This is a genomic window from Rhodoferax sp. (genome assembly GCF_028688795.1).
Lineage (GTDB): Bacteria > Pseudomonadota > Gammaproteobacteria > Burkholderiales > Burkholderiaceae_C > Rhodoferax.
In genome coordinates this window covers 17,604-37,371 of record NZ_JAQTXM010000018.1, presented here as the reverse complement: position 1 = coordinate 37,371, position 19,768 = coordinate 17,604, and the positions used below count along the sequence as shown (strand labels likewise).

16 protein-coding genes are annotated in these 19,768 nt (G+C 57.9%); all 16 read left to right on the top strand.

What is annotated here, in order from left to right; genetic code table 11:
* The first annotated feature begins 20 nt into the window (after nucleotides 1–20).
* The 16 genes from PHQ58_RS14070 to PHQ58_RS13990 all read left to right on the top strand — a co-directional run bounded on the left by PHQ58_RS14070 (nucleotide 21) and on the right by PHQ58_RS13990 (nucleotide 19,767).
* Nucleotides 21–374, top strand: a complete 354-nt coding sequence (locus tag PHQ58_RS14070; RefSeq protein ID WP_300111947.1) for a hypothetical protein — start codon at nucleotides 21–23, stop codon at nucleotides 372–374.
* A gap of 109 nt (nucleotides 375–483) precedes the next feature.
* Complete coding sequence (locus PHQ58_RS14065) at nucleotides 484–867, top strand: response regulator (RefSeq protein ID WP_300111945.1); 384 nt, start codon at nucleotides 484–486, stop codon at nucleotides 865–867.
* Between the two features lie 42 nt (nucleotides 868–909).
* Nucleotides 910–2,436, top strand: coding sequence for a methyl-accepting chemotaxis protein (locus tag PHQ58_RS14060; RefSeq protein WP_300111943.1), 1,527 nt, complete (start codon nucleotides 910–912; stop codon nucleotides 2,434–2,436).
* A gap of 49 nt (nucleotides 2,437–2,485) precedes the next feature.
* Nucleotides 2,486–3,157, top strand: a complete 672-nt coding sequence (locus tag PHQ58_RS14055; RefSeq protein ID WP_300111941.1) for a hypothetical protein — start codon at nucleotides 2,486–2,488, stop codon at nucleotides 3,155–3,157.
* Nucleotides 3,158–3,171: 14 nt separating this feature from the next.
* Nucleotides 3,172–3,540, top strand: coding sequence for a response regulator (locus PHQ58_RS14050; RefSeq protein ID WP_300111939.1), 369 nt, complete (start codon nucleotides 3,172–3,174; stop codon nucleotides 3,538–3,540).
* A gap of 97 nt (nucleotides 3,541–3,637) precedes the next feature.
* Nucleotides 3,638–3,925: an STAS domain-containing protein gene (locus PHQ58_RS14045; RefSeq protein ID WP_300111938.1), complete on the top strand. Its 288-nt coding sequence runs from the start codon at nucleotides 3,638–3,640 to the stop codon at nucleotides 3,923–3,925.
* 12 nt (nucleotides 3,926–3,937) lie between these two features.
* On the top strand, nucleotides 3,938–6,160 hold the full coding sequence (locus tag PHQ58_RS14040) for a chemotaxis protein CheA (RefSeq protein ID WP_300111937.1): 2,223 nt from the start codon (nucleotides 3,938–3,940) through the stop codon (nucleotides 6,158–6,160).
* The gene (locus tag PHQ58_RS14035) at nucleotides 6,157–6,696 is read left to right on the top strand and encodes a chemotaxis protein CheW (protein ID WP_300111935.1); all 540 of its coding nucleotides are present in this window, start codon (nucleotides 6,157–6,159) and stop codon (nucleotides 6,694–6,696) included. Before PHQ58_RS14040 ends, PHQ58_RS14035 begins: the two co-directional genes overlap by 4 nt.
* Before the next feature lie 18 nt (nucleotides 6,697–6,714).
* Nucleotides 6,715–9,270, top strand: a complete 2,556-nt coding sequence (locus tag PHQ58_RS14030; protein WP_300111933.1) for a methyl-accepting chemotaxis protein — start codon at nucleotides 6,715–6,717, stop codon at nucleotides 9,268–9,270.
* A gap of 45 nt (nucleotides 9,271–9,315) precedes the next feature.
* On the top strand, nucleotides 9,316–9,834 hold the full coding sequence (locus PHQ58_RS14025) for a PAS domain-containing protein (protein WP_300111932.1): 519 nt from the start codon (nucleotides 9,316–9,318) through the stop codon (nucleotides 9,832–9,834).
* Nucleotides 9,809–12,175, top strand: coding sequence for a methyl-accepting chemotaxis protein (locus PHQ58_RS14020; RefSeq protein WP_300111930.1), 2,367 nt, complete (start codon nucleotides 9,809–9,811; stop codon nucleotides 12,173–12,175). Before PHQ58_RS14025 ends, PHQ58_RS14020 begins: the two co-directional genes overlap by 26 nt.
* A gap of 56 nt (nucleotides 12,176–12,231) precedes the next feature.
* Complete coding sequence (locus tag PHQ58_RS14015; RefSeq protein ID WP_300111928.1) at nucleotides 12,232–13,185, top strand: chemotaxis protein; 954 nt, start codon at nucleotides 12,232–12,234, stop codon at nucleotides 13,183–13,185.
* A 46-nt stretch (nucleotides 13,186–13,231) separates the two neighbouring features.
* Complete coding sequence (locus PHQ58_RS14010) at nucleotides 13,232–15,484, top strand: methyl-accepting chemotaxis protein (RefSeq protein WP_300111926.1); 2,253 nt, start codon at nucleotides 13,232–13,234, stop codon at nucleotides 15,482–15,484.
* A 26-nt stretch (nucleotides 15,485–15,510) separates the two neighbouring features.
* On the top strand, nucleotides 15,511–18,474 hold the full coding sequence (locus tag PHQ58_RS23650; protein WP_367187325.1) for a methyl-accepting chemotaxis protein: 2,964 nt from the start codon (nucleotides 15,511–15,513) through the stop codon (nucleotides 18,472–18,474).
* A 15-nt stretch (nucleotides 18,475–18,489) separates the two neighbouring features.
* Nucleotides 18,490–19,308, top strand: a complete 819-nt coding sequence (locus PHQ58_RS13995) for a CheR family methyltransferase (RefSeq protein ID WP_300111924.1) — start codon at nucleotides 18,490–18,492, stop codon at nucleotides 19,306–19,308.
* The gene (locus PHQ58_RS13990) at nucleotides 19,309–19,767 is read left to right on the top strand and encodes a chemotaxis protein CheD (RefSeq protein WP_300111923.1); all 459 of its coding nucleotides are present in this window, start codon (nucleotides 19,309–19,311) and stop codon (nucleotides 19,765–19,767) included.
* Nucleotide 19,768 lies beyond the last annotated feature (1 nt).

Sequence of the window (19,768 nt, the reverse complement as noted above, 5' to 3'; positions counted from 1 at the left end):
TTTCACTTTGGAATTAACCCATGAGCGCTCACCAATTTTCTGATCTGGATGTGCCGCGGGGCGTGTCCATGATGGGTTCTGAAGCCTCGTTGCGCAAAATTCTGCACACGGTACAAGAGAGCATGGCTGGCAATTTGCCAGAGATTGCGGTGATGCTGGCCGGCGGCGACGTCGTCGGTGCCAACCGGCTGTTACACGCCATCAAGGGTTATTTGCCCATTTTTGCGTCCGACGCGCTGATAGAGCGGGTCACAGAGGTTGAAAAGATTAGTAAAGCAGAGATCGCCACCACAGTGGCCCCGTTGTACGCCGAACTGGCGCCTCGCCTGGAAGGTTTGCTCGGTGAAATCCGGGATTTTCTGGCACAAAGTTAAATTTGAAACGTCGGTTATCGCCTCCCATAAATGCTGCTAAGCTCATTGTGGAACAGCAGTTGTTGGAAGCGATCAGGCTGCCAGGGTTTACCCTAAAACAAAATCAATCATGAATTTCAATCTCGCACGAATTTTGGTGGTCGATGACGACGCTGTCATGCGCACCTTTGTGGTCAACAGCTTGCGACGTCTGGGCTTGCAACAAGTCGAGACCGCCACCGATGGCGAAAGTGCACTGCGCGCCATCGTGACATTCAAGCCCGACCTGGTGTTGACCGATATCCACATGCAGCCCATGGATGGTCTGGATTTTGTGCGCCAGCTTCGCGCGCATAGCAACCCACTGGTGAAGAATATGAAGGTGATTTTTATGAGTGCCGATGCCAGCACCGCCACACTGGAAGACGCCATGCCATTGGGCACACACGCATACATCGTCAAGCCGCCAAGCCTGACCACACTGAAAGCCAAAATTGAGCAGGCACTGAAATGACAGGCGTGGCATTACTTAACTTCCCCAACTCTTAAGCTGACCATGAACCTGCTTGCGCCTGGCGTTGCCCTGTTGAGGCCTTTGAAAGGCACCACGCGGTTCTGGATTTTGCCCTTGCCGCTTTTGCTGGCTCTGGCCATTGGGGTGGCTTTTCGATGGGTGGGCAGTGACGTTGTGTTCAGCAACCGAATAGCGGCTGTGGTGGCTGTCGTTTTGGCGGTGTTGTTGTGGATCTACATGCAACTTGCCTTTTTTTGCATCACCAGGGTGGAGCGTGACCGCACCGAGGCCGTGATGAAGGGCGCGGCCATGGGCGATTTGACGGGGAAGTCGTTTGGTGGCACCCGAACCTTGGGTAACTTTGGCAAACACCTGGAAACCATGATCACCCACATGTCAAGCATGGTGGCCAACATTCGCACCGCTGCTGTGATGCTGGGCGACACCGGCAAAAAACTCGTCGATGACACCCGCTCGCTGTCCGAGCGGGCGGCAGCGCAAGGTCAGCACCTGGAGCAAACCTCTCTGCACGTCAAACACGTAAGCGAAACCGTGGCGCGCAATGCGCAGGCCGCACAAGAGGTCAGCATGATGACCGCCAGCCTGCACCAGGAAGCTGACAACGCCGGCAAGATGATGCACCAAGCGATGAAAAGCATGGGTCCGTTGGAGGTCACATCCAAGCGCATGTCCGAAATCATCGGGGTAATTGACGGCATTGCGTTTCAGACCAACCTGCTGGCGCTCAACGCGGCGGTAGAAGCGGCACGCGCAGGTGAACAGGGCCGTGGCTTTGCTGTGGTGGCCGCCGAGGTGCGCAACCTGGCCAAGCGTAGCCAGGGCGCGGCGGCTGAAATTCGTGGCCTGATTGCCGAGTCGTCCACCCGGGTGGGGGAAACCGTGGGCAACATCAAACAGATCAACGAGACCATGGAAAGCCTGATTTCCGGTATCGGCGAGATCGCCATGAATGTCAATGTCATGGCTGAAGGCAGTGCCTCGCAGAGTGCCGCGCTTGAAGAAGTGGTGAATGCCGTGGGTGACCTGGATGTGCTCACCCATGAAAACGCCGAACTGGTCAATCGTGCCAGTTTTAACTCAGACCGCATGATTGCCCAGGCCTCGACGCTGGAAATTTCGGTGGGTGACATGCAGCTGCGCCAAGGCACGGCTGATCAGGCGCGTCAGCTGGCGTTTGATGCCATGGTGCACATTCGCTCAGCCGGTTATGAGCAGGCCGTGCGTGACTTTCATGACCCAAAGGGCCACTTCATTGACCGCGACCTGTATGTGTTCGTCCTTGACCGCTCTGGCCATTACCGGGTTCATGGAGCCATGCCTGAAAAAGACGGCACCGACTTGCACACCATCGTCGGTCTGGACGCCGACAAGTTGGTGGCCGATGCCTGGGAAGTTTGCGACAACGAGCAGGGTGGCTGGGTCAACTACACCATCACCAACCCGGTCACGCATGAAGTTCAGGCCAAGACCTCGTATGTGATTCCACTGGACGATAACCGTCTGGTGGGCTGCGGTTGCTACCTGAGTGCCCAGTGGCTGGACATCTAAATGCCCGGCATAGTCTGGCATATTTTTTTACCGCCTTACCGGACGAAACATGAGTCAAGCCCCTCTCTCTCCAACTGACAAGCTCAGCGCTCATGAGGTTAGCGGTGCTTCTACAGACCAAGCCCAAGCCCTGGTGGCCTTGAGTTCTCAGGTGTTGCCCGTTTGGGCGCGCCAGCTGGCCACCTCGCGCAGCCAATCCGAAACTGCGGTGGCAGAAATGCTCTCTGCTTTTGCCGAGATTGGCCCGCACCTGGACATGGCGTCGCGCCAATCCAAACAGATTTCAGCGGCGCTTGCGCAGGAGCAAGGCGGCATTACCCAACTGGCGCAAGCCTGTGATCTGGCGCTGCAACCGGTACTGGGGGGCTGCACGCCTGAAGCGCAAGCCGCCATTGCAAAAGTCATGGCCATGATCCACACCACGGTGGATGCCATCGAAGAAATTGCAAAACCCTTTGAGCACGAAACCCAGATGGTCAGCCAGCAGGTTGAACGCATGTACAAGGGCTTTCAGTACCAGGACCGCATCAGCCAGATGATGACCCTGCTGCATGAAGACATTGAACGCCTGCAAAGTGCCCTGCAAACGCCAGCAGACAGTTTCAGTGCCGCAGATTGGCTTGCCCGACTTGAATCGCAGTACGTGATGACCGACCAGCGGCAACAGCACACCGATGGCGCCGCAGCGGCTGCCGCAGACGACGAAACCACTTTTTTTTGATGAGGTGAATTGAAATGGCACAAACCATATTGGTAATTGATGATTCCGCCAGCTTGCGCCAGGTGGTGTGTATGGCCTTGCAAGGCGCTGGCTACGAGGTGCTGCAGGCAGGTGATGGCCAGGCGGCATTGGCGCTGCTTGATGGCCGCAAGATTCACATGGCCGTGTGTGATGTGAACATGCCGCGCATGAACGGCATTGAATTTGTCAAAGCTGCCAAGGCCTTGCCCAACTACCGCTTTTTGCCGATTCTGATGCTTACCACCGAAAGCCAGGAGTCCAAAAAAGAAGAAGGCAAGGCAGCCGGTGCCCGTGCCTGGATGGTCAAGCCGTTCTCCCCAGCCTCCTTGCTCAATGCCGTATCCAAGCTCTGCCTGCCTTAGCAGACGCTGAAATTCGGCGCAGCCACGCGCACCTGGATTGCCACGTTGCGCGTGCCCCGATGCCGCTGCATTTTTTCTTCGCCACCAGGAAACCGCCATGAGCAAGCCATTTGAGCTCCCCGAAGAGATGACCATTTACAGCGCCCTTGAAACGCGCGACGCACTGTTGGCCTGGGTGACAGAGCAAAGCGCCAAGTCGGTCAAAGTGGTGGAAATTTCAGCAGCACTAGTCAGCGAAATAGATGGCTCGGGCTTGCAGTTGCTGGCCTCACTGGCGCACATGGACCAACCCTGGCGGCTGGTGGATCCAAGCGACGCACTGCTTGACGCTGGTAAAACCTTGGGCTTGGGCGATTGGCTCAACGAACAAATCGCCATTGCTTGAAAGGGCCGCGCCATGAAAAACGTATCTGACGCCGACCGCGACTTCATCGCCGCCGCCATGCCCGCCTTCATCAGCGAGGCGGGCGAGCAAACCGAAGCCATCGAGACCCTGCTGCTTGAGCTTGAAGAGCAGCCCGATGACCGCGAGTTGCTTGACTCCCTGTTTCGTTGCGCCCACACGGTCAAGGGTTCGGCTGGCATTTTTGGCCTGAACAAGGTGGTGGAGTTCACCCACCACGTGGAAACCTTGTTGGACCAAATGCGTGAGGGCAAGCTCACCCTCAGCCCTGAGCTGAGCACTTTGCTGTTGCAGTGCAACGATCAGATTAAATTTTTGGTCGACGCCGCCAGCGACGAGGCTGCCGACACGCCCGACCAGAAAGACCTGCGGGCTGATCTGGTGATCCAATTGCGCGCCTACACCGAAGGCGTCGCTGTGAAGGCTGCGCCGGCGACCGCCGCAGCGTCGGGTGCCTTTGAAGCGCAGTCTGCCGGCACGCCAGGTCTGCAGCTGTGGCAAATCTCGGCCCGCTTTGGCCCTGAAACGTTTCGCAACGGCATGGACCCTTTATCGATTGCCCGCTACCTCACGGGTTTGGGGCAGGTCAAATCCATGGTGTGCGGCACAGACAGCGTGCCGACGCTGGTCAACCTCAATCCCGAAACCTGCTACCTGAGTTTTGTCATGGAACTTGAGTCTGCTGCCTCGCGCGATGAGATTGAGGGTGCCTTCAGCTTTGTGGCCGATGACTGCGAGCTTGACATCAAGTCCCCTGAAAGCGCTGAGCAAAAGCTGGTGCGTGCCATTGAAGACATGTCGGCCACGCCGCGATTGGGCGACATGCTGGTTTCAGTGGGTGCCGTCAGTCAGGATAAATTGACTGAGGTACTCTTAAATCAAGAGCGGTCTACGCAATCTGTATCAGGGTTAAAGGCCAAAATAGGTGATTTATTAGAGTCTGGGGCCGGCGTTGCCCCCGAGGTGGTCGAAGCGGCTTTGAGCAAGCAGCAAAAAACCAGAGAGTCCAGCGGTGGCGAAGAAAACCGTTTCATTCGGGTGCAAGCTGACCGGCTCGATGAAGTGATCAACCTGCTGGGTGAGTTGGTGATTGCCGGTGCCGGCGCCAACCTGCTGGCGCGCGAAACCCGCAATGTGGCGTTGATTGAAGCCAACCTGCACATGAACAGCCTGATCGAAGAAATTCGCAATGGCACGCTTGGCTTGCGCATGGTGCCGGTGGGTGAAACCTTCAGCCGCTTCCGCAGAGTGGTGCGTGACACCGCCAGCAGCCTGGGCAAAGAGGTCAATTTCGAGATTGTGGGTGGCGAGGCTGAACTTGACAAATCCATGGTGGAGAAAATTGCCGACCCGTTGATGCACCTGGTGCGCAACTCGCTGGACCATGGTCTGGAGCCTCCGCAAGAGCGCATCGCGTCAGGCAAGCCACCAGCTGGCAAACTGACGCTGAGCGCCAAGCACGAAACCGGCGCGATTCTGATTCGCATCGAAGACGATGGCCGCGGCATCAATCGCGAGCGTGTGCTGCAACGCGCCTGGAACAAGGGGCTGATCGAGCAAGGCGTGGTGCCCTCCGATGACGTCATCAACATGATGATTTTTGAGCCCGGGTTTTCCACGGCCGAGCAAGTCACCAACCTGTCTGGGCGGGGTGTGGGCATGGACGTGGTCAAGCGCAATATTGAGGCACTACGCGGCAACCTCAAGCTCAACAGCAGCCCTGGCAAGGGCTTGCAGGTGGACATTCGCTTGCCGCTCACACTTGCCATCATCGACGGTTTTTTAGTCGGCGTTGGCAAGGCCAAGTTTGTGCTGCCACTGGGCTCGGTGGTGGAGGTGATCGAGGCCGGCGGGCAGCATCTGCGGGTCGACAAAACCGGCCGCCACGTGGTGGAGCTGCGCGGCAATGTGTTGCCTGTGGTGCGGTTGCGCACACTCTACAGTGTTGAATCAACATTGCCCGAGCGCACCAGCGTGGTAGTGGTGGCCTCGTCCAAGGGGCACTACGGCATTGAGGTTGAAGTGCTCATGGGTCAGCAACAAACCGTGATCAAGCCCTTGGGTCGTTTGTTCAAAGCACTGCGCGGCATTTCAGGCTCCAGCATTTTGGGCAGCGGCGAGGTAGCGCTGATTCTGGATGTTGGCTCACTGGGCGACCTGGTCACTTCAGACTTGCACACTGCTGCCCATACGAGTCGAACGGAGGTCACCCCATGACGCATCACCACGCGCTAACTGCGGCATCCGGCTCGCTGCCCGGTGGCCACAAGCCCCCCCATGACATCACGTTGCAGTACCTCACCTTTAGCCTGGGTGACGAGGTATTCGCCATGGACATTCGCAGTGTGCGAGAAATCATCCAGCACGGGGCCATGACGGTGGTGCCGCTGATGCCCGAGTTTGTGCGCGGCATCATCAATTTGCGCGGCGCCGTGGTGCCGGTGATTGACCTGCAATCACGCTTTGGACGGGCCCGGGCCAAAGTGGGCAAAAAAACCTGCGTGATCATTTTTGACGTGGGGCCAGATGGCGACCGGGTGGAGTTGGGTTTGCTGGTGGACGCCGTCAGTGAGGTGATTGACATCGCCGCAGCGCAAATCGAGCCGCCGCCCCAGTTTGGCACCAGCATTGCGCGGGAGTTCATTCGTGGCTTGGGCAAAGTGGGCTCAGAGTTCATTGTGATTCTGGAGCCAGAGCGTGCACTCAATATTGACGACATGGTGGCATTGGCCGAACAAGGCCATGCGGCTTGACTTTTTTCTGAGGACCCTATGAGCATCAGCCAAATCTCCATCAAAACGCGCATTCTGCTGGGCTTTGCCTTGCCGATTGCGTTGTTCCTCGGTTTTACCTTTTGGTTTTCCGGTCAGCTTGCGCAGGTCAGGCACAGCCTGACCCAAGTGTCTGAGCAAAGTGTGCAATACGCCTTGCTGGCCACGGCGGTGGACAAAAACGTGGTGCAGATCCAGCAGTTTTTGTCAGATGTATCTGCCACTCAGGGCAAGGACGGGCTCGACGATGGGTTCAAAAATGCCCAGGCCAACTTTGATGAACTGAACGCGGGCCTGGCCAAATTCGAAAAGTATTTCACAGGCCGCGACGACGCAGCCTCAGTCAAGTTGGTTCAAACCCTCAAAACCGACGCCGCCAGCTACTTTGCCATTGGCAATACCATGGCCCAAGCCTTCGTGGCGGGTGGCCCAGCCACAGGTAACAAGCAGATGGCAGGCTTTGACGCGGCCAGTGAAACACTGCAAAAGGCACTGGCGCCTTTTGTGAACGCACAAGTTGCGCAAATGACCAGTGATTTGGCGGAAGCCTCCGCCAAGGCAGACCAAGTGTCGCAAATTGGTATTCTGATCGTCGTGGTGGCTGTGGCATTGGCTGCTCTGGTGGCCTGGCTGGTCACCGCCAGTATTACCCGTCCGCTGGCGCGCGCGCTGGGTGTGGCCGGTGAAGTGGCTGCGGGCAACCTGAACGCCTCGATTGCAGTCGATGACAGTGAAATTGGCCAGTTGATGGCGCCGCTTGCCAAGATGCAAGGCACGTTGAAAGAATTTGAAGCAGCACAAACCGAAATGGCGCGCCAGCATGAGGCTGGCATGCTGAACTTCACCATGCCGGTGAACCAGCTGGAAGGGGCTTACCGTGGCATGGCGCAGTCCATCAATACCCTGGTGCAATCTCACATTGCTGTAAAGCTGCAGGTGGTGGAAGTTGTCAGTGCTTACACCTCGGGCAATCTTGACGTGCAAATGGACCGCCTGCCGGGCCAAAAAGCCCGCATCACCGAAGCCATTGACCAAGTGCAAGCAGCCATGAAAAACGCAGCGGCAGCGGCAGCCTTTAATGAACGCATCCGTCTCAGCCTGGACAGCCTGCCGGTCTGTGTCACCGTTTCCAACGCCCAAGCCTTGCTGGTGCACGCCACACCACCGGCCAAGGAATTGCTCAAAATCTTTGGCGGCAGCACTTTTGATGCCGACAAGTTCTACGGCAACAAACTCTCAAGCCTGTTCAAGAATTCGGACGACGCCAGCAAATTTGACCAAGCCGTGCGCTCCGGCGACACCGTCGACATGGCCATCCAGGGCCGCCAACTGCGCCTGTTGGCGCGCCCCGTGCACAACAGCGCTGGTGAGCCCATCGGCCGTATCACTCAATGGCTGGACCGCACTGACGAAATCGCCTCGGAAAACGAAGTATCCGAAATCGTCAACGCTGCAGCCAATGGCGACCTCAGTCGCCGCGTTAATCTGGATGGAAAAACCGGCTTCTTTGGTGTACTTGCTACCGCCATGAACCAACTCATTGACACCAGCGAAGGCGTTATCACCGACACCGCCCAAGCCCTTGATGCCCTCTCCCACGGCGACCTGACACACCGCATCACCCGGGACTACAACGGCATTTTTGGCCAAGTTAAAGACAACGCCAACAGCACCGCGGAAAAACTCACCGCCATTGTTGAAGAAATCCATGCCGCCGCAGATGCCCTGACCGGAGCCGCCAACCAAGTGAGCGCTACCGCGCAGTCCTTGAGCCAAGCCTCCAGCGAACAAGCCGCCAGCGTCGAAGAAACCACCGCCAGCATCGACGTGATGAGCGCCTCCATCAACCAAAACAGCGACAACGCCAAAGTGACCGACGGCATGGCCACCAAAACAACCAAAGAGGCGGTTGACGGCGGCCAAGCGGTGAGCCAAACCGTCAAGGCGATGAAACAAATCGCCGCCAAGATCGGTATCGTGGACGACATTGCCTACCAAACCAATTTGCTGGCCCTGAACGCCGCCATTGAAGCCGCGCGAGCTGGCGAACACGGCAAAGGCTTCGCGGTAGTGGCGGCAGAGGTGCGCAAACTCGCCGAGCGCAGCCAGGAAGCGGCGAAAGAAATTGGCGAACTCGCAAGCAACAGCGTGACCACAGCAGAGCGCGCCGGCAAACTGCTCGATGAAATCGTGCCCAGCATCCAGAAAACCAGTGAGCTGGTGCAGGAAATTGCCGCCGCCAGCTCAGAGCAAAGCGAATCGGTCACCCAAATTGGCGGCGCCATGGGGCAGTTGAGCAAAGCCACGCAACAAAACGCCAGTGCCAGTGAAGAGCTGGCGGCCACCAGCGAAGAGCTGTCGGGCCAGGCCGAACAACTGCAGCAAAGCATTGCATTCTTTAACACCGGCGCAGGCCATGCCCCGGTGCGTGACCGCCATGCATTGGCTGCGCCCGAGCGCCGGACCAGTACAGGCCAAGCCAGGCAGCACGCCCATACCCCATTGATTGCTGCGGCGGTGCGCCGGGGCGATTCTGGCAACTTCAAACCCTATTGAACGCTCTATTGAATCAGGCCTGAGGCTACTTTTGAAGGCGATGCCATGAAATACAAAACCGAGCCCACCCAGCAAGAGCGGGTGATGAGGGACGATGACTTCATCGTCTCCAAAACCGACCTCAAAGGCCGCATCACCTACTGCAACCGGGTCTTCATCGAGTTTTCGGGTTACGCCGAAAGCGACCTGCTGGGTGCCCAGCACAACATCGTGCGACATCCCGATATGCCGCGGGGTGTTTTTAAGTTCTTGTGGGACACGCTGGCAACTGGGAAGGAATGTTTTGCTTATGTGAAAAACATGAGCAAAGACGGTAGTTATTACTGGGTGTTTGCCAACATCACACCAGACCTGGATGAGCAAGGCAACACAGTGGGGTATTTTTCGGTGCGGCGCAAGGCCAAGCCTGCCGCCATTGCGGTCGTCACGGATGTTTACAAGCTGATGCTTGAAGAAGAGCGTTTTGCTGGCCCCAAGGACGCTTGTGAGGCCTCGCTGGTGTTGTTGAACGGCATTCTGAAACAAAAAGGAGTCAGCTATGAACAGCTCATCCTCTCGCTCTGAAGGTGCAAGTTTTGTGTGGGTGATGGGCGCATTGTTGCTCGCAGGGGCAGCGCTGCAAAGCTGGCATGAGGGCTGGAGTGCGTTTGTTTTGATCTGGTTGGTTCCGACTTTGGTGTGTCTGGTGGCCTGGCAGCGCCGCTTGCAGCGCCAACAGCGCTATGTGCGAGAGATTCAGGTCATTGCGCAAGAAGTGGCACATGGCAGGTTCGGGAAGCGCTTGCACAAACTGCCGGTGAGTGGCTTGTTTCATGACGTTTGCTGGGATTTCAACGACATGCTCGACCAACTGGAGGCGTGCTTCAGGGAGCAGGCCACGGCACTGCAATACGCAAGCCAAGGCCAGTATTTCAGGCTGGCGCAAGAAACCGGCTTGCGCGGCACGTTTGCCAAGTCGCTGGCGCAGACCAACGAGTCACTCAAAGCCATGGCCCAAAAGGTGGCGGCAGAGCAACTTGCAGCGGCTGAAAAATTGGCGGCGCAAGAGCAGGAGCGCGTGGTTGCCAATGAAAACCGTCGCATCCGCCTGGCATTGGACAACGTGAGCCTGCCAGTACGCATTGCCGACGACGATGGCATCGTGATCTACATCAACCACGCTTTGCACGCCACCCTGCGGCACAACGTGCAAGGCTTTAAGAAGCAGATTGAGGGGTTTGAGCCAGACAAAGTGGTGGGGCAAAGCGTTGGCATGTTTTACGCTGATCCGACAGCGGCTGTGGCGCGCCTGCGTGCCTTAACCGCAACCGTCCGTAGTCGGCTCATGCTGGGCGGGCGCATGTATGACCTGACCACCACCCCGGTTTTGACCGAAAGCGGCGAGCGCCTGGGCACAGTCGGTCAGTGGCAAGACGTGACTGAGCAGTTGGCGGCTGAAGAGGAAATTGACCACATGGTCCATGCCGCAGCGCAGGGGGACTTAAGCAAGCGTTTGAGTCTGGAGGGTAAAACCGGTTTCTTTGTCAACCTGTCCAATGGCATCAACCAGATGGTTGAAACCAGTGACGGGGTGATGCAGGACACCGCCCTGGCCCTTGACGCCCTGTCGCGAGGCGACCTGACACAACGCATCACCCGCGACTACAAGGGTTTGTTTGGACAGGTCAAAGACAGCGTCAACGCCACGTCAGAAAAACTGACTCAGGTTATTGCTGAAGTCCGCGCTGCCGCCGATGCCCTCACCGGCGCAGCCAACCAAGTGAGCAGCACCGCGCAGTCCCTGAGCCAGGCCGCCAGCGAACAGGCCGCCAACGTGGACCAAACCAGCGCCAGCATCGACGTGATGAGTACCAGCATCAACCAAAACAGCGACAACGCCAAAGTGACCGATGGCATGGCCACCAAAACCACCAAGGAAGCCGTGGATGGCGGCAGCGCGGTGAGTCAAACCGTGACCGCCATGAAGCAGATCGCCGCCAAGATCGGCATCGTTGACGACATTGCCTACCAAACCAATTTGCTGGCCCTGAACGCCGCCATTGAAGCCGCCCGCGCTGGCGAACACGGCAAAGGTTTTGCCGTGGTGGCGGCAGAGGTGCGCAAGCTGGCCGAGCGCAGCCAGGAAGCCGCCAAAGAAATTGGTCAGTTGGCCGGCAACAGCGTCACCACGGCAGAGCGGGCTGGGCGGTTGCTGGATGCCATTGTGCCCAGCATCCAGAAGACGAGTGAACTGGTGCAAGAAATTGCCGCCGCCAGCAGCGAACAAAGCGAATCTGTCACGCAAATTGGCGGGGCCATGGGGCAGCTGAGCAAAGCCACGCAGCAAAATGCCAGTGCCAGTGAAGAGCTAGCTGCCACCAGTGAAGAGCTCTCAGGGCAAGCTGAGCAGCTCCAGCAGACCATAGCGTTTTTCAATATTGGCGACGATGCACCGCCCGTACCAGACCGCCACGCGCGTCAAGGCGCATCGAGAGGTTTCGCCTCGCTCGCCGTCAAGAGGCCTCAGTTAGGGGTATCAGTTGGCGTGCCAATGCGGCACGATGCAGGGTTGAGCCTGGATTTTGACAAGGTGATCACGGCCCATGCCCAGTGGAAGACCAAATTCAGGGCGGCCATCAGCCAGCAGGAGCAGCTCAAAGCCGAGACCATTGCACGAGATGATGCATGTGAACTAGGTAAATGGATTTACTCGGAAGGCAAGGCAGCGCTTGGCCAAAGTAGCGAGTTTGCAAAGCTCGTAGATGAGCACAAGCACTTTCACCACAGCGCGGGTGATGTGGCGCAAGTCATCAACCAGCGCCGCTTTGACGCCGCCACCGACATGATTGGCCCCCGCTCGGCATTCACCACGGCATCCAACCGGGTGATCGCCACATTGGGCAGGATGAAGCGCGGCTCTGTGTGAGTCTTGGCTGACAAATAATGCCTTCCAATTTGCCCTTCTAATGATTGCCCAAGACCATGAATCCACACGACAAAGACATTGAAGAACGCACCCGGTTGGCGGGCACCAACAAGTTTGAGTTGTTGTTGTTTCGATTGGGTGAAGCCCCCAGCACAGGTGAGCGCGAGCTTTTTGGCATCAATGTGTTCAAGGTGCGCGAGGTGCTGGTGATGCCCAAGATCACCGCATTGGCCAATTCGCATCAGCACCTGATTGGTGTAGCCAATATCCGTGGTCAGATCATTCCCGTGATCAACTTGCCTGCGGTGGTGGGGTGCACTCCCAAGATGGGCTTGACCATTTTGATGGTCACCGAATTTGGCCGCACCGTGCAGGCCTTTGCCGTTGAAGATGTGCGTGAGATTGTTCGGCTTGAGTGGGACCAGGTGTTGCCCGCAGAAGGCACACATGCCGGTGCGTTGGTCACAGGGATTGCCCGGCTCGATGGCGCCAACCCCGATACCCGCCTGGCACAGGTGCTGGATGTGGAGCAGGTGTTGCGCGATGTCATGCCCGCCACCAAAGAGGAAATTACCCGTGAAGTGGTCGGACCGGAGCTGGTCTTGCCGCCCGGCTCCAGGGTGTTGGTGGCAGACGATTCCGCCGTGGCTCGCTCGGTGATTGAGTTGGGTTTGAAAGCCATGGGTGTTGAATTTGTCATGACCAAAACGGGCAAGGAAGCCTGGGACTATTTGCAGGCGTTGGCCGATCAAGTCAAACTTGACGGTGGGCGCATCAAAGACAAGATAGCGGTGGTGCTGACCGACCTCGAAATGCCAGAAATGGATGGCTTTACCCTGACGCGTCTCATCAAGCAGGACGCGCGCTTCAAAGGCATTCCGGTGGTCATTCATTCATCCCTGACCGGCACCACCAACGAGAACCACGTCAAGGGCGTGGGCGCCGATGGTTATGTGGGCAAATTTGCGCCGCGTGAGTTGGCTGCCACGTTGCGTCGTGTGCTGGGATGACCACGAACACCGGCATTGCGCTATTTCACGTTAACGAGGACACGCCATGAAGCCCAAGTCTTATTCCCTGATGGATCGCCTGTTCAATGGCGCTGCAATCAACCAGCGCCTGGCCACTTTAGAGGCCGAGCTCAAGGTGCGCACCGACGTCATGAACATGACCTCCATCGTGTCTGAGTCCGACAAAAAGGGCGACATCCTGAGCGTCAATGACAAGTTCATCGAGGTGTCCAAATACAGCAAGAGCGAACTGGTGGGCCACCCGCACAGCACCACGCGCCACCCCGACATGCCCAAGGACACCTTCAAGCAGTTGTGGGCCACCATCGGGCGCGGTGAGATGTTTCGCGGCATCATCAAAAACCGCGCCAAAGACGGTGTGCCGTACTACGTGGATGCCGTCATTGCCCCCATCATGGGCGACAACGGCAAGCCTATGAAGTACCTGGGTGTGCGTTACGACATCACTGAGGCCGAGACCGAGCGACAAAATGCGCGTGGCGTGCTGGCTGCCATTGACGCGACCTACGGCATGGTTGAATTTGACTTGGGTGGACACGTCCTGAAGGCCAATGACACTTTTTTGCAGATCATGGGCTACAGCCGTGTGGAAGCAGTGGGGCAGCACCACCGGTTGTTTGTAGCTCCATCTGATGCTGCCAGCCCTGCTTATTCGCAGTTCTGGGCTGACCTGAAGGCTGGCAAGCCACAAAAATCTACTTACAAGCGGGTGGGCAAAGGGGGCAAAGCGGTCTGGTTGCAGGCCGTCTACAACCCGGTGACCGACGAAATGGGGCGGGTGCTGAAGGTGGTCAAGATTGCCACCGATGTGACGGGGGAGCAGCGCATCAAGTTCGCCATGGAGAATTTGCCAGTGGCGGTGACGGTGTCTGATTTTGGCGGTGAATTGATGCGCGCCACGCCCCAGGCTGTTGGCCTGCTCAAGCTGCTGGCAGGTCCGGGCTTTGATATTGACAAGTTTTATGGCCGCAAGCTCACCAGTTTGTTCAACGACCCGGCAGATGCCGTGCGCATTGACCACGCCGTGCAGTCAGGGGAGGTTGTGGACATGGAAGTCCAAGGCCACAAATTGCGACTGCGGGCCCAGCCCGTGTTGGACAGCTATGGTGAGACTGTTGGACGCATCACGCATTGGCTGGACCGCACTGACGAAGTGGCCGCCGAGCTTGGGGTTGACAACATGGTGGTGGCTGCCACGCAAGGAGACTTCAGCGGCAGGCTCGACCTGGCAAGCAAGACCGGATTTTTGCGCAAAATCTCAGAGGGTATGAACACCCTGCTTGAAACCTGCGAGCAGGGACTGAATGATGTGGCGCGCGTGCTGACTGCGGTGGCTGAGGGCGACCTGACCCAGCGCATGACGCGTGACTACCAAGGCCTGTTTGGCAAGGTCAAGGACAGTGTCAACACCTCCAGTGAAAACCTGACCCAGGTCATTGGTGAGGTGCGCGGTGCTGCCGATGCCCTCACCGGTGCGGCCAACCAGGTGTCTGCCACCGCCCAATCTCTGTCGCAAGCTGCCAGCGAACAAGCTGCCAGCGTCGAAGAAACCACCTCGCAGATTGATGTGATGAGTGCCTCCATCACCCAAAACAGCGACAACGCCCGCGTCACTGACGGCATGGCCACCAAAACCACCAAAGAGGCGGTGGACGGTGGCAGTGCGGTGAGCCAAACGGTGATCGCCATGAAGCAAATCGCGGCCAAGATTGGCATCGTCGACGACATTGCCTACCAGACCAATTTGCTGGCCCTGAACGCCGCCATTGAAGCGGCACGCGCCGGTGAACACGGCAAGGGTTTTGCCGTGGTGGCTGCCGAGGTGCGCAAACTGGCCGAGCGCAGCCAGGAGGCTGCCAAGGAGATTGGTGAATTGGCTGGCAACAGCGTCACCACGGCCGAGCGTGCGGGCAAGCTGCTGGATGCCATCGTGCCCAGCATTCAGAAAACCAGCGAACTGGTGCAGGAGATTGCGGCTGCCAGCAGCGAGCAAAGTGAATCGGTGACACAAATCGGTGGTGCCATGGGCCAGCTGAGCAAAGCCACCCAGCAGAACGCCAGCGCCTCCGAAGAGCTTGCGGCCACCAGCGAAGAGCTCTCGGGTCAAGCCGAGCAGTTGCAGCAATCGGTAGCGTTCTTTAACCTGGGTGGCGAAGCGCCCAGGGTGCAAGACCGCCATGCGGCAACAGCGCCGGAGCGCCGTGGAGCACTGCCGCGCTCTGCAGCACCCAAATTGTCCGCGCCGGGCCGCTCTGGCGGCAATTTCAAACCGTACTGAACGGGTCGTTTTTTAAGGGAGTGTTTATGACAGATCGAGTTAGCCCCATGGCTGAGGCATCGCGTCCATTTGGTCTTTGGGCACCAGGCATGCGCCTGATGGGCAATTTGCAATTTGCAGGCAAGGCTGGGCTCATCTGTCTGATGTTTCTGTTGCCCATTGTGCTGTTTGGCTATTTCTTTGCCAGCGGCCAGCGGGACCAGATGGCCTTTACCGCGCAGGAGCGCGTGGGTGTGGTGGCTTTGCGGCAGTTTGTGCCGGTTTACACGGCAGTGCTTAAAACCCGTAACGCCACGCGCGCCACATTAGGCGGCTTTGACGGGCAGGCTGCTTACCGGGCGGCCCGAGCCGAGACCGATGCGGCATTGTTAGGCTTTGACAAGTTCATTGCCAGTTCCGGGGACGAACTCAGGGTCAAAGCAGAATTTGACAAGCTCAAAACCGCCTGGGAGGCTACGGCCAAGGTGGACAACGGCGCCGACAAAGATGGCAGAACCGTTTTTGGGCCGGTGAGCCAATCGGTCGCGGCACTTCTGGTGCTTTTGGGTGACAACTCCAACCTGGTGCTTGATCCGGATGTGGACAGTTTTTACATGATCAACACCATGGCGCTGACCCTGCCCGGTCTGGCCGAAGACCTGGGCCAGCTCTGGGGGTGGGGCACGTTTGCATTGGCCAAACCCGGTTTGTCTGTGGCTGAGGAAAAACGTTACGCCGTATGGGCGGCCGGTGTGAGCAATGGCATTACCCAGGCCCGCAGTTATCTGCAGCGCTCATTTGCGGCGAATGCATCACTCAAGGATAAGTTGGACATGGCCATCTGGGACGATGTGCAGGCGTTTCAAACACTGGCCAAAGACCCGCAAACCCTACTGAGCCAGAAGGCGTTGACAGCGGCCCAGTTTTTTGACAAGGGACAAGTAGCCGTGGTGCGCTTGCAGTCGTTTTATGACAAGGGGTTGAATGCGCTGGATGCGCTACTTCTTGCCCGTCATGCGGCGATGCAACAGCGCTTGGTGCTGGCTGGCGGTGTCGGTTTGGCGGCGCTGCTGCTGGCCGCCTATTTGTTTTACTGCTTTTTCCGGGTCACCAGCGGTGGCCTGCAACAAGTGAATCGGCACCTGCAAAAAATTGCCGAGGGGGATTTGTCTGACCCGCCTGAACTGCCTGTGGGTCGTGATGAGGCGGCGCAAGTCCTCAGGGCTTTGAGCAACATGCAAGCTGTCCTGGGCCAATTCCAGTCAGCGCAAACAGCGTTGGCGCACCAGCATGAAGCCGGCGCATTGGACTTCAAAATGTCCAGCCAGGGCTTGCCTGGTGCGTATGCTGAGATGGCGCAGTCCATCAACACTTTGGTGCAAGCCCACATAGCTGTGAAGTTGAAGGTGGTGGAAGTGGTTGGTGCTTACACGGCGGGCAACTTGGACGTGCAAATGGACCGCCTGCCGGGCCAAAAAGCCCGCATTACCGAAGCCATTGACCAAGTGCAAGCGGCCATGAAAACCGCCGCAACTGCGGCCGCCTTCAACGAACGCATCCGCCTCAGTCTGGACAGCCTGCCGGTCTGTGTCACCGTTTCCAATGCCCAAGCCCTGCTGGTGCACGCCACGCCACCGGCCAAAGAATTACTCAAAATTTTTGGCGGTAGCACGTTTGATGCCGACCAGTTTTACGGCAACAAACTCTCAAGTCTGTTCAAGAACCCGGCTGACGCCAGCAAATTTGACCAAGCCGTTCGCTCCGGCGACACCGTCGACATGACCATCCAGGGCCGGCAACTGCGCCTGCTGGCGCGCCCCGTACACAACAGCGCCGGTGAGCCCATTGGCCGCATCACCCAATGGCTGGACCGCACTGACGAAATCGCCTCAGAAGATGAGCTCGATGCCATGGTTAATGCCGCCACGCAAGGCGACTTCAGCGGTCGCCTGCGTCTGGACAATAAAACCGGCTTCTTCGCCAAAGTTTCTGCTGGCATGAATCAACTCGTGGAAACAAGTGAGCAGGGCTTGGGTGACGTGGCACGGGTGATGCTGGCGGTAGCCGAAGGCGATCTCACCCCGCGCATCACGCGCGACTACCAGGGTTTGTTCGGCAAGGTCAAAGACAGTGTCAACGCCTCCAGTGACAACCTGACACGTGTGATTGAAGAGGTGCGCGGTGCCGCAGATGCCCTGACCGGCGCAGCCAACCAGGTCTCAGCCACGGCTCAAAGTTTGAGTCAGGCTGCCAGTGAACAAGCCGCCAGCGTGGAAGAAACCACGGCCAGCATTGACGTGATGAGTGCCTCCATCACCCAAAACAGCGATAACGCCCGCGTCACCGACGGCATGGCCACCAAAACAACCAAAGAGGCGGTTGACGGCGGCCAAGCGGTGAGCCAAACCGTCAAGGCCATGAAACAAATCGCCGCCAAGATCGGTATCGTGGACGACATTGCCTACCAAACAAATTTGCTGGCCCTGAATGCCGCCATTGAAGCCGCGCGCGCCGGAGAACACGGCAAAGGCTTTGCCGTGGTAGCAGCAGAGGTGCGCAAACTCGCCGAGCGCAGCCAGGAAGCGGCCAAAGAAATTGGCGAACTCGCAAGCAACAGCGTGACCACAGCAGAGCGTGCTGGCAAACTGCTCGATGAAATCGTGCCCAGCATCCAGAAAACCAGCGAGCTGGTGCAGGAAATTGCCGCCGCCAGCTCAGAGCAAAGCGAATCGGTCACCCAAATTGGCGGCGCCATGGGGCAGTTGAGCAAAGCCACACAGCAAAACGCCAGTGCCAGTGAAGAACTGGCGGCCACCAGCGAAGAGCTCTCGGGCCAGGCCGAGCAACTGCAGCAAAGCATTGCATTCTTTAACACCGGCGCAGGCCATGCCCCGGTGCGAGACCGCCATGCATTGGCTGCGCCCGAGCGCCGTGGCAGCACATTGGCACCTAACGAAGCACCTAAACTGATGCGACCCAGCCGCGCGGGTGGTAATTTCAAACCCTATTAACAACGAAAGCCCTGTGTGGCCACCATCACCTTCAGTGACAAAGAATTCAAGCGCATCAGCGACATCATGTATGCGGCGGCTGGCTTGTCGTTCAACGACTCCAAGAAGTCATTGATCCAGTCGCGCTTGGCGCCGCGCATTCAGCGCATGGGGCTGGAGAGTTTTGGTGACTACATCGCCATTCTGGAAGACGAGTCGCAAGCAGCTGAGTTCCAGATGGCGGTGGACATGTTGACCACCAATGAGACGTATTTTTTTCGCGAGCCCAAGCACTATGAGCTGCTTGAAAAAGAGCTGACCGAGCGGCGCAGCAAAGCGCCGCTGGCCGTCTGGAGTGCGGCCTCAAGCTTTGGTGACGAGGCCTACAGCACCGCCATGTTGTTTACCGACCTGCAAACCCAGGGCCGCATTGGCGCAGACTGGTCGATTTTGGCCACCGACATCAGCCATCGCGTGTTGCTCAGTGCGAAAGAGGCCATTTACCCGGCAGACCGGCTCCGCGCCGTGAGCCCGGAGCGGCTCAAACGCTACTGCTTGCGCGGCGACGGCGAGTCTGAAGGCCAGGTGCTGGTTCAGGACAAGATTCGCCAACGGGTGCAGTTTGGTCAGCTGAATTTGTGCAAGCCAATAGACGGTATCGGCCCGTTTGACGTGATCTTTTTGCGCAACGTGTTGATTTACTTTGACATTCCCACCAAGATTGAAGTGGTGGACCGCGTGCTGGCCACCTTGAAGCCAGGCGGTTTGTTCTTTTTGGGCACCGCAGAGGGCAGGGTGGCCTGTAAAACGCCTTTGCAAACCGTGCAGCCGGGTGCCTTTCGCAAGGTGGCCTAAGTGGCAGTTTTTGAGCTCATGCCGGGCGATGTGGCGCTGGGATATGCCGGAGATCAGCTGAAAACCCTGTTGGGCTCGTGTGTCAGCGTGATCCTGACCGACCCGCGCCGCACCGTAGGTGTCATGTGCCATATTGTTCACGCCGGGCACCCCAATGCAGCCAATCAACACAACACGGCGTTTGGCTCAGTGGCCATGGCAGAGATGACGCGCCGTCTGTTTGCCATAGGCTTTGCGCCGCGCAGCTGCCAAGCCTATGTGGTGGGCGGGGGCAACATGTTTCCGCAATTGGTCACGCACCACCATGTGGGCTTGAATAACATTGACTGGGTGATGGGTTACCTTGAGCATCACAAAATAACTGTGCTCAAGGAGGACTTGGGTGGCACGGGATATCGCAAGCTGGTGTGGACAGTTGGCGCGGGTGAGCCGTTGGTTGAAACCGTATTTTCTGGTTAAG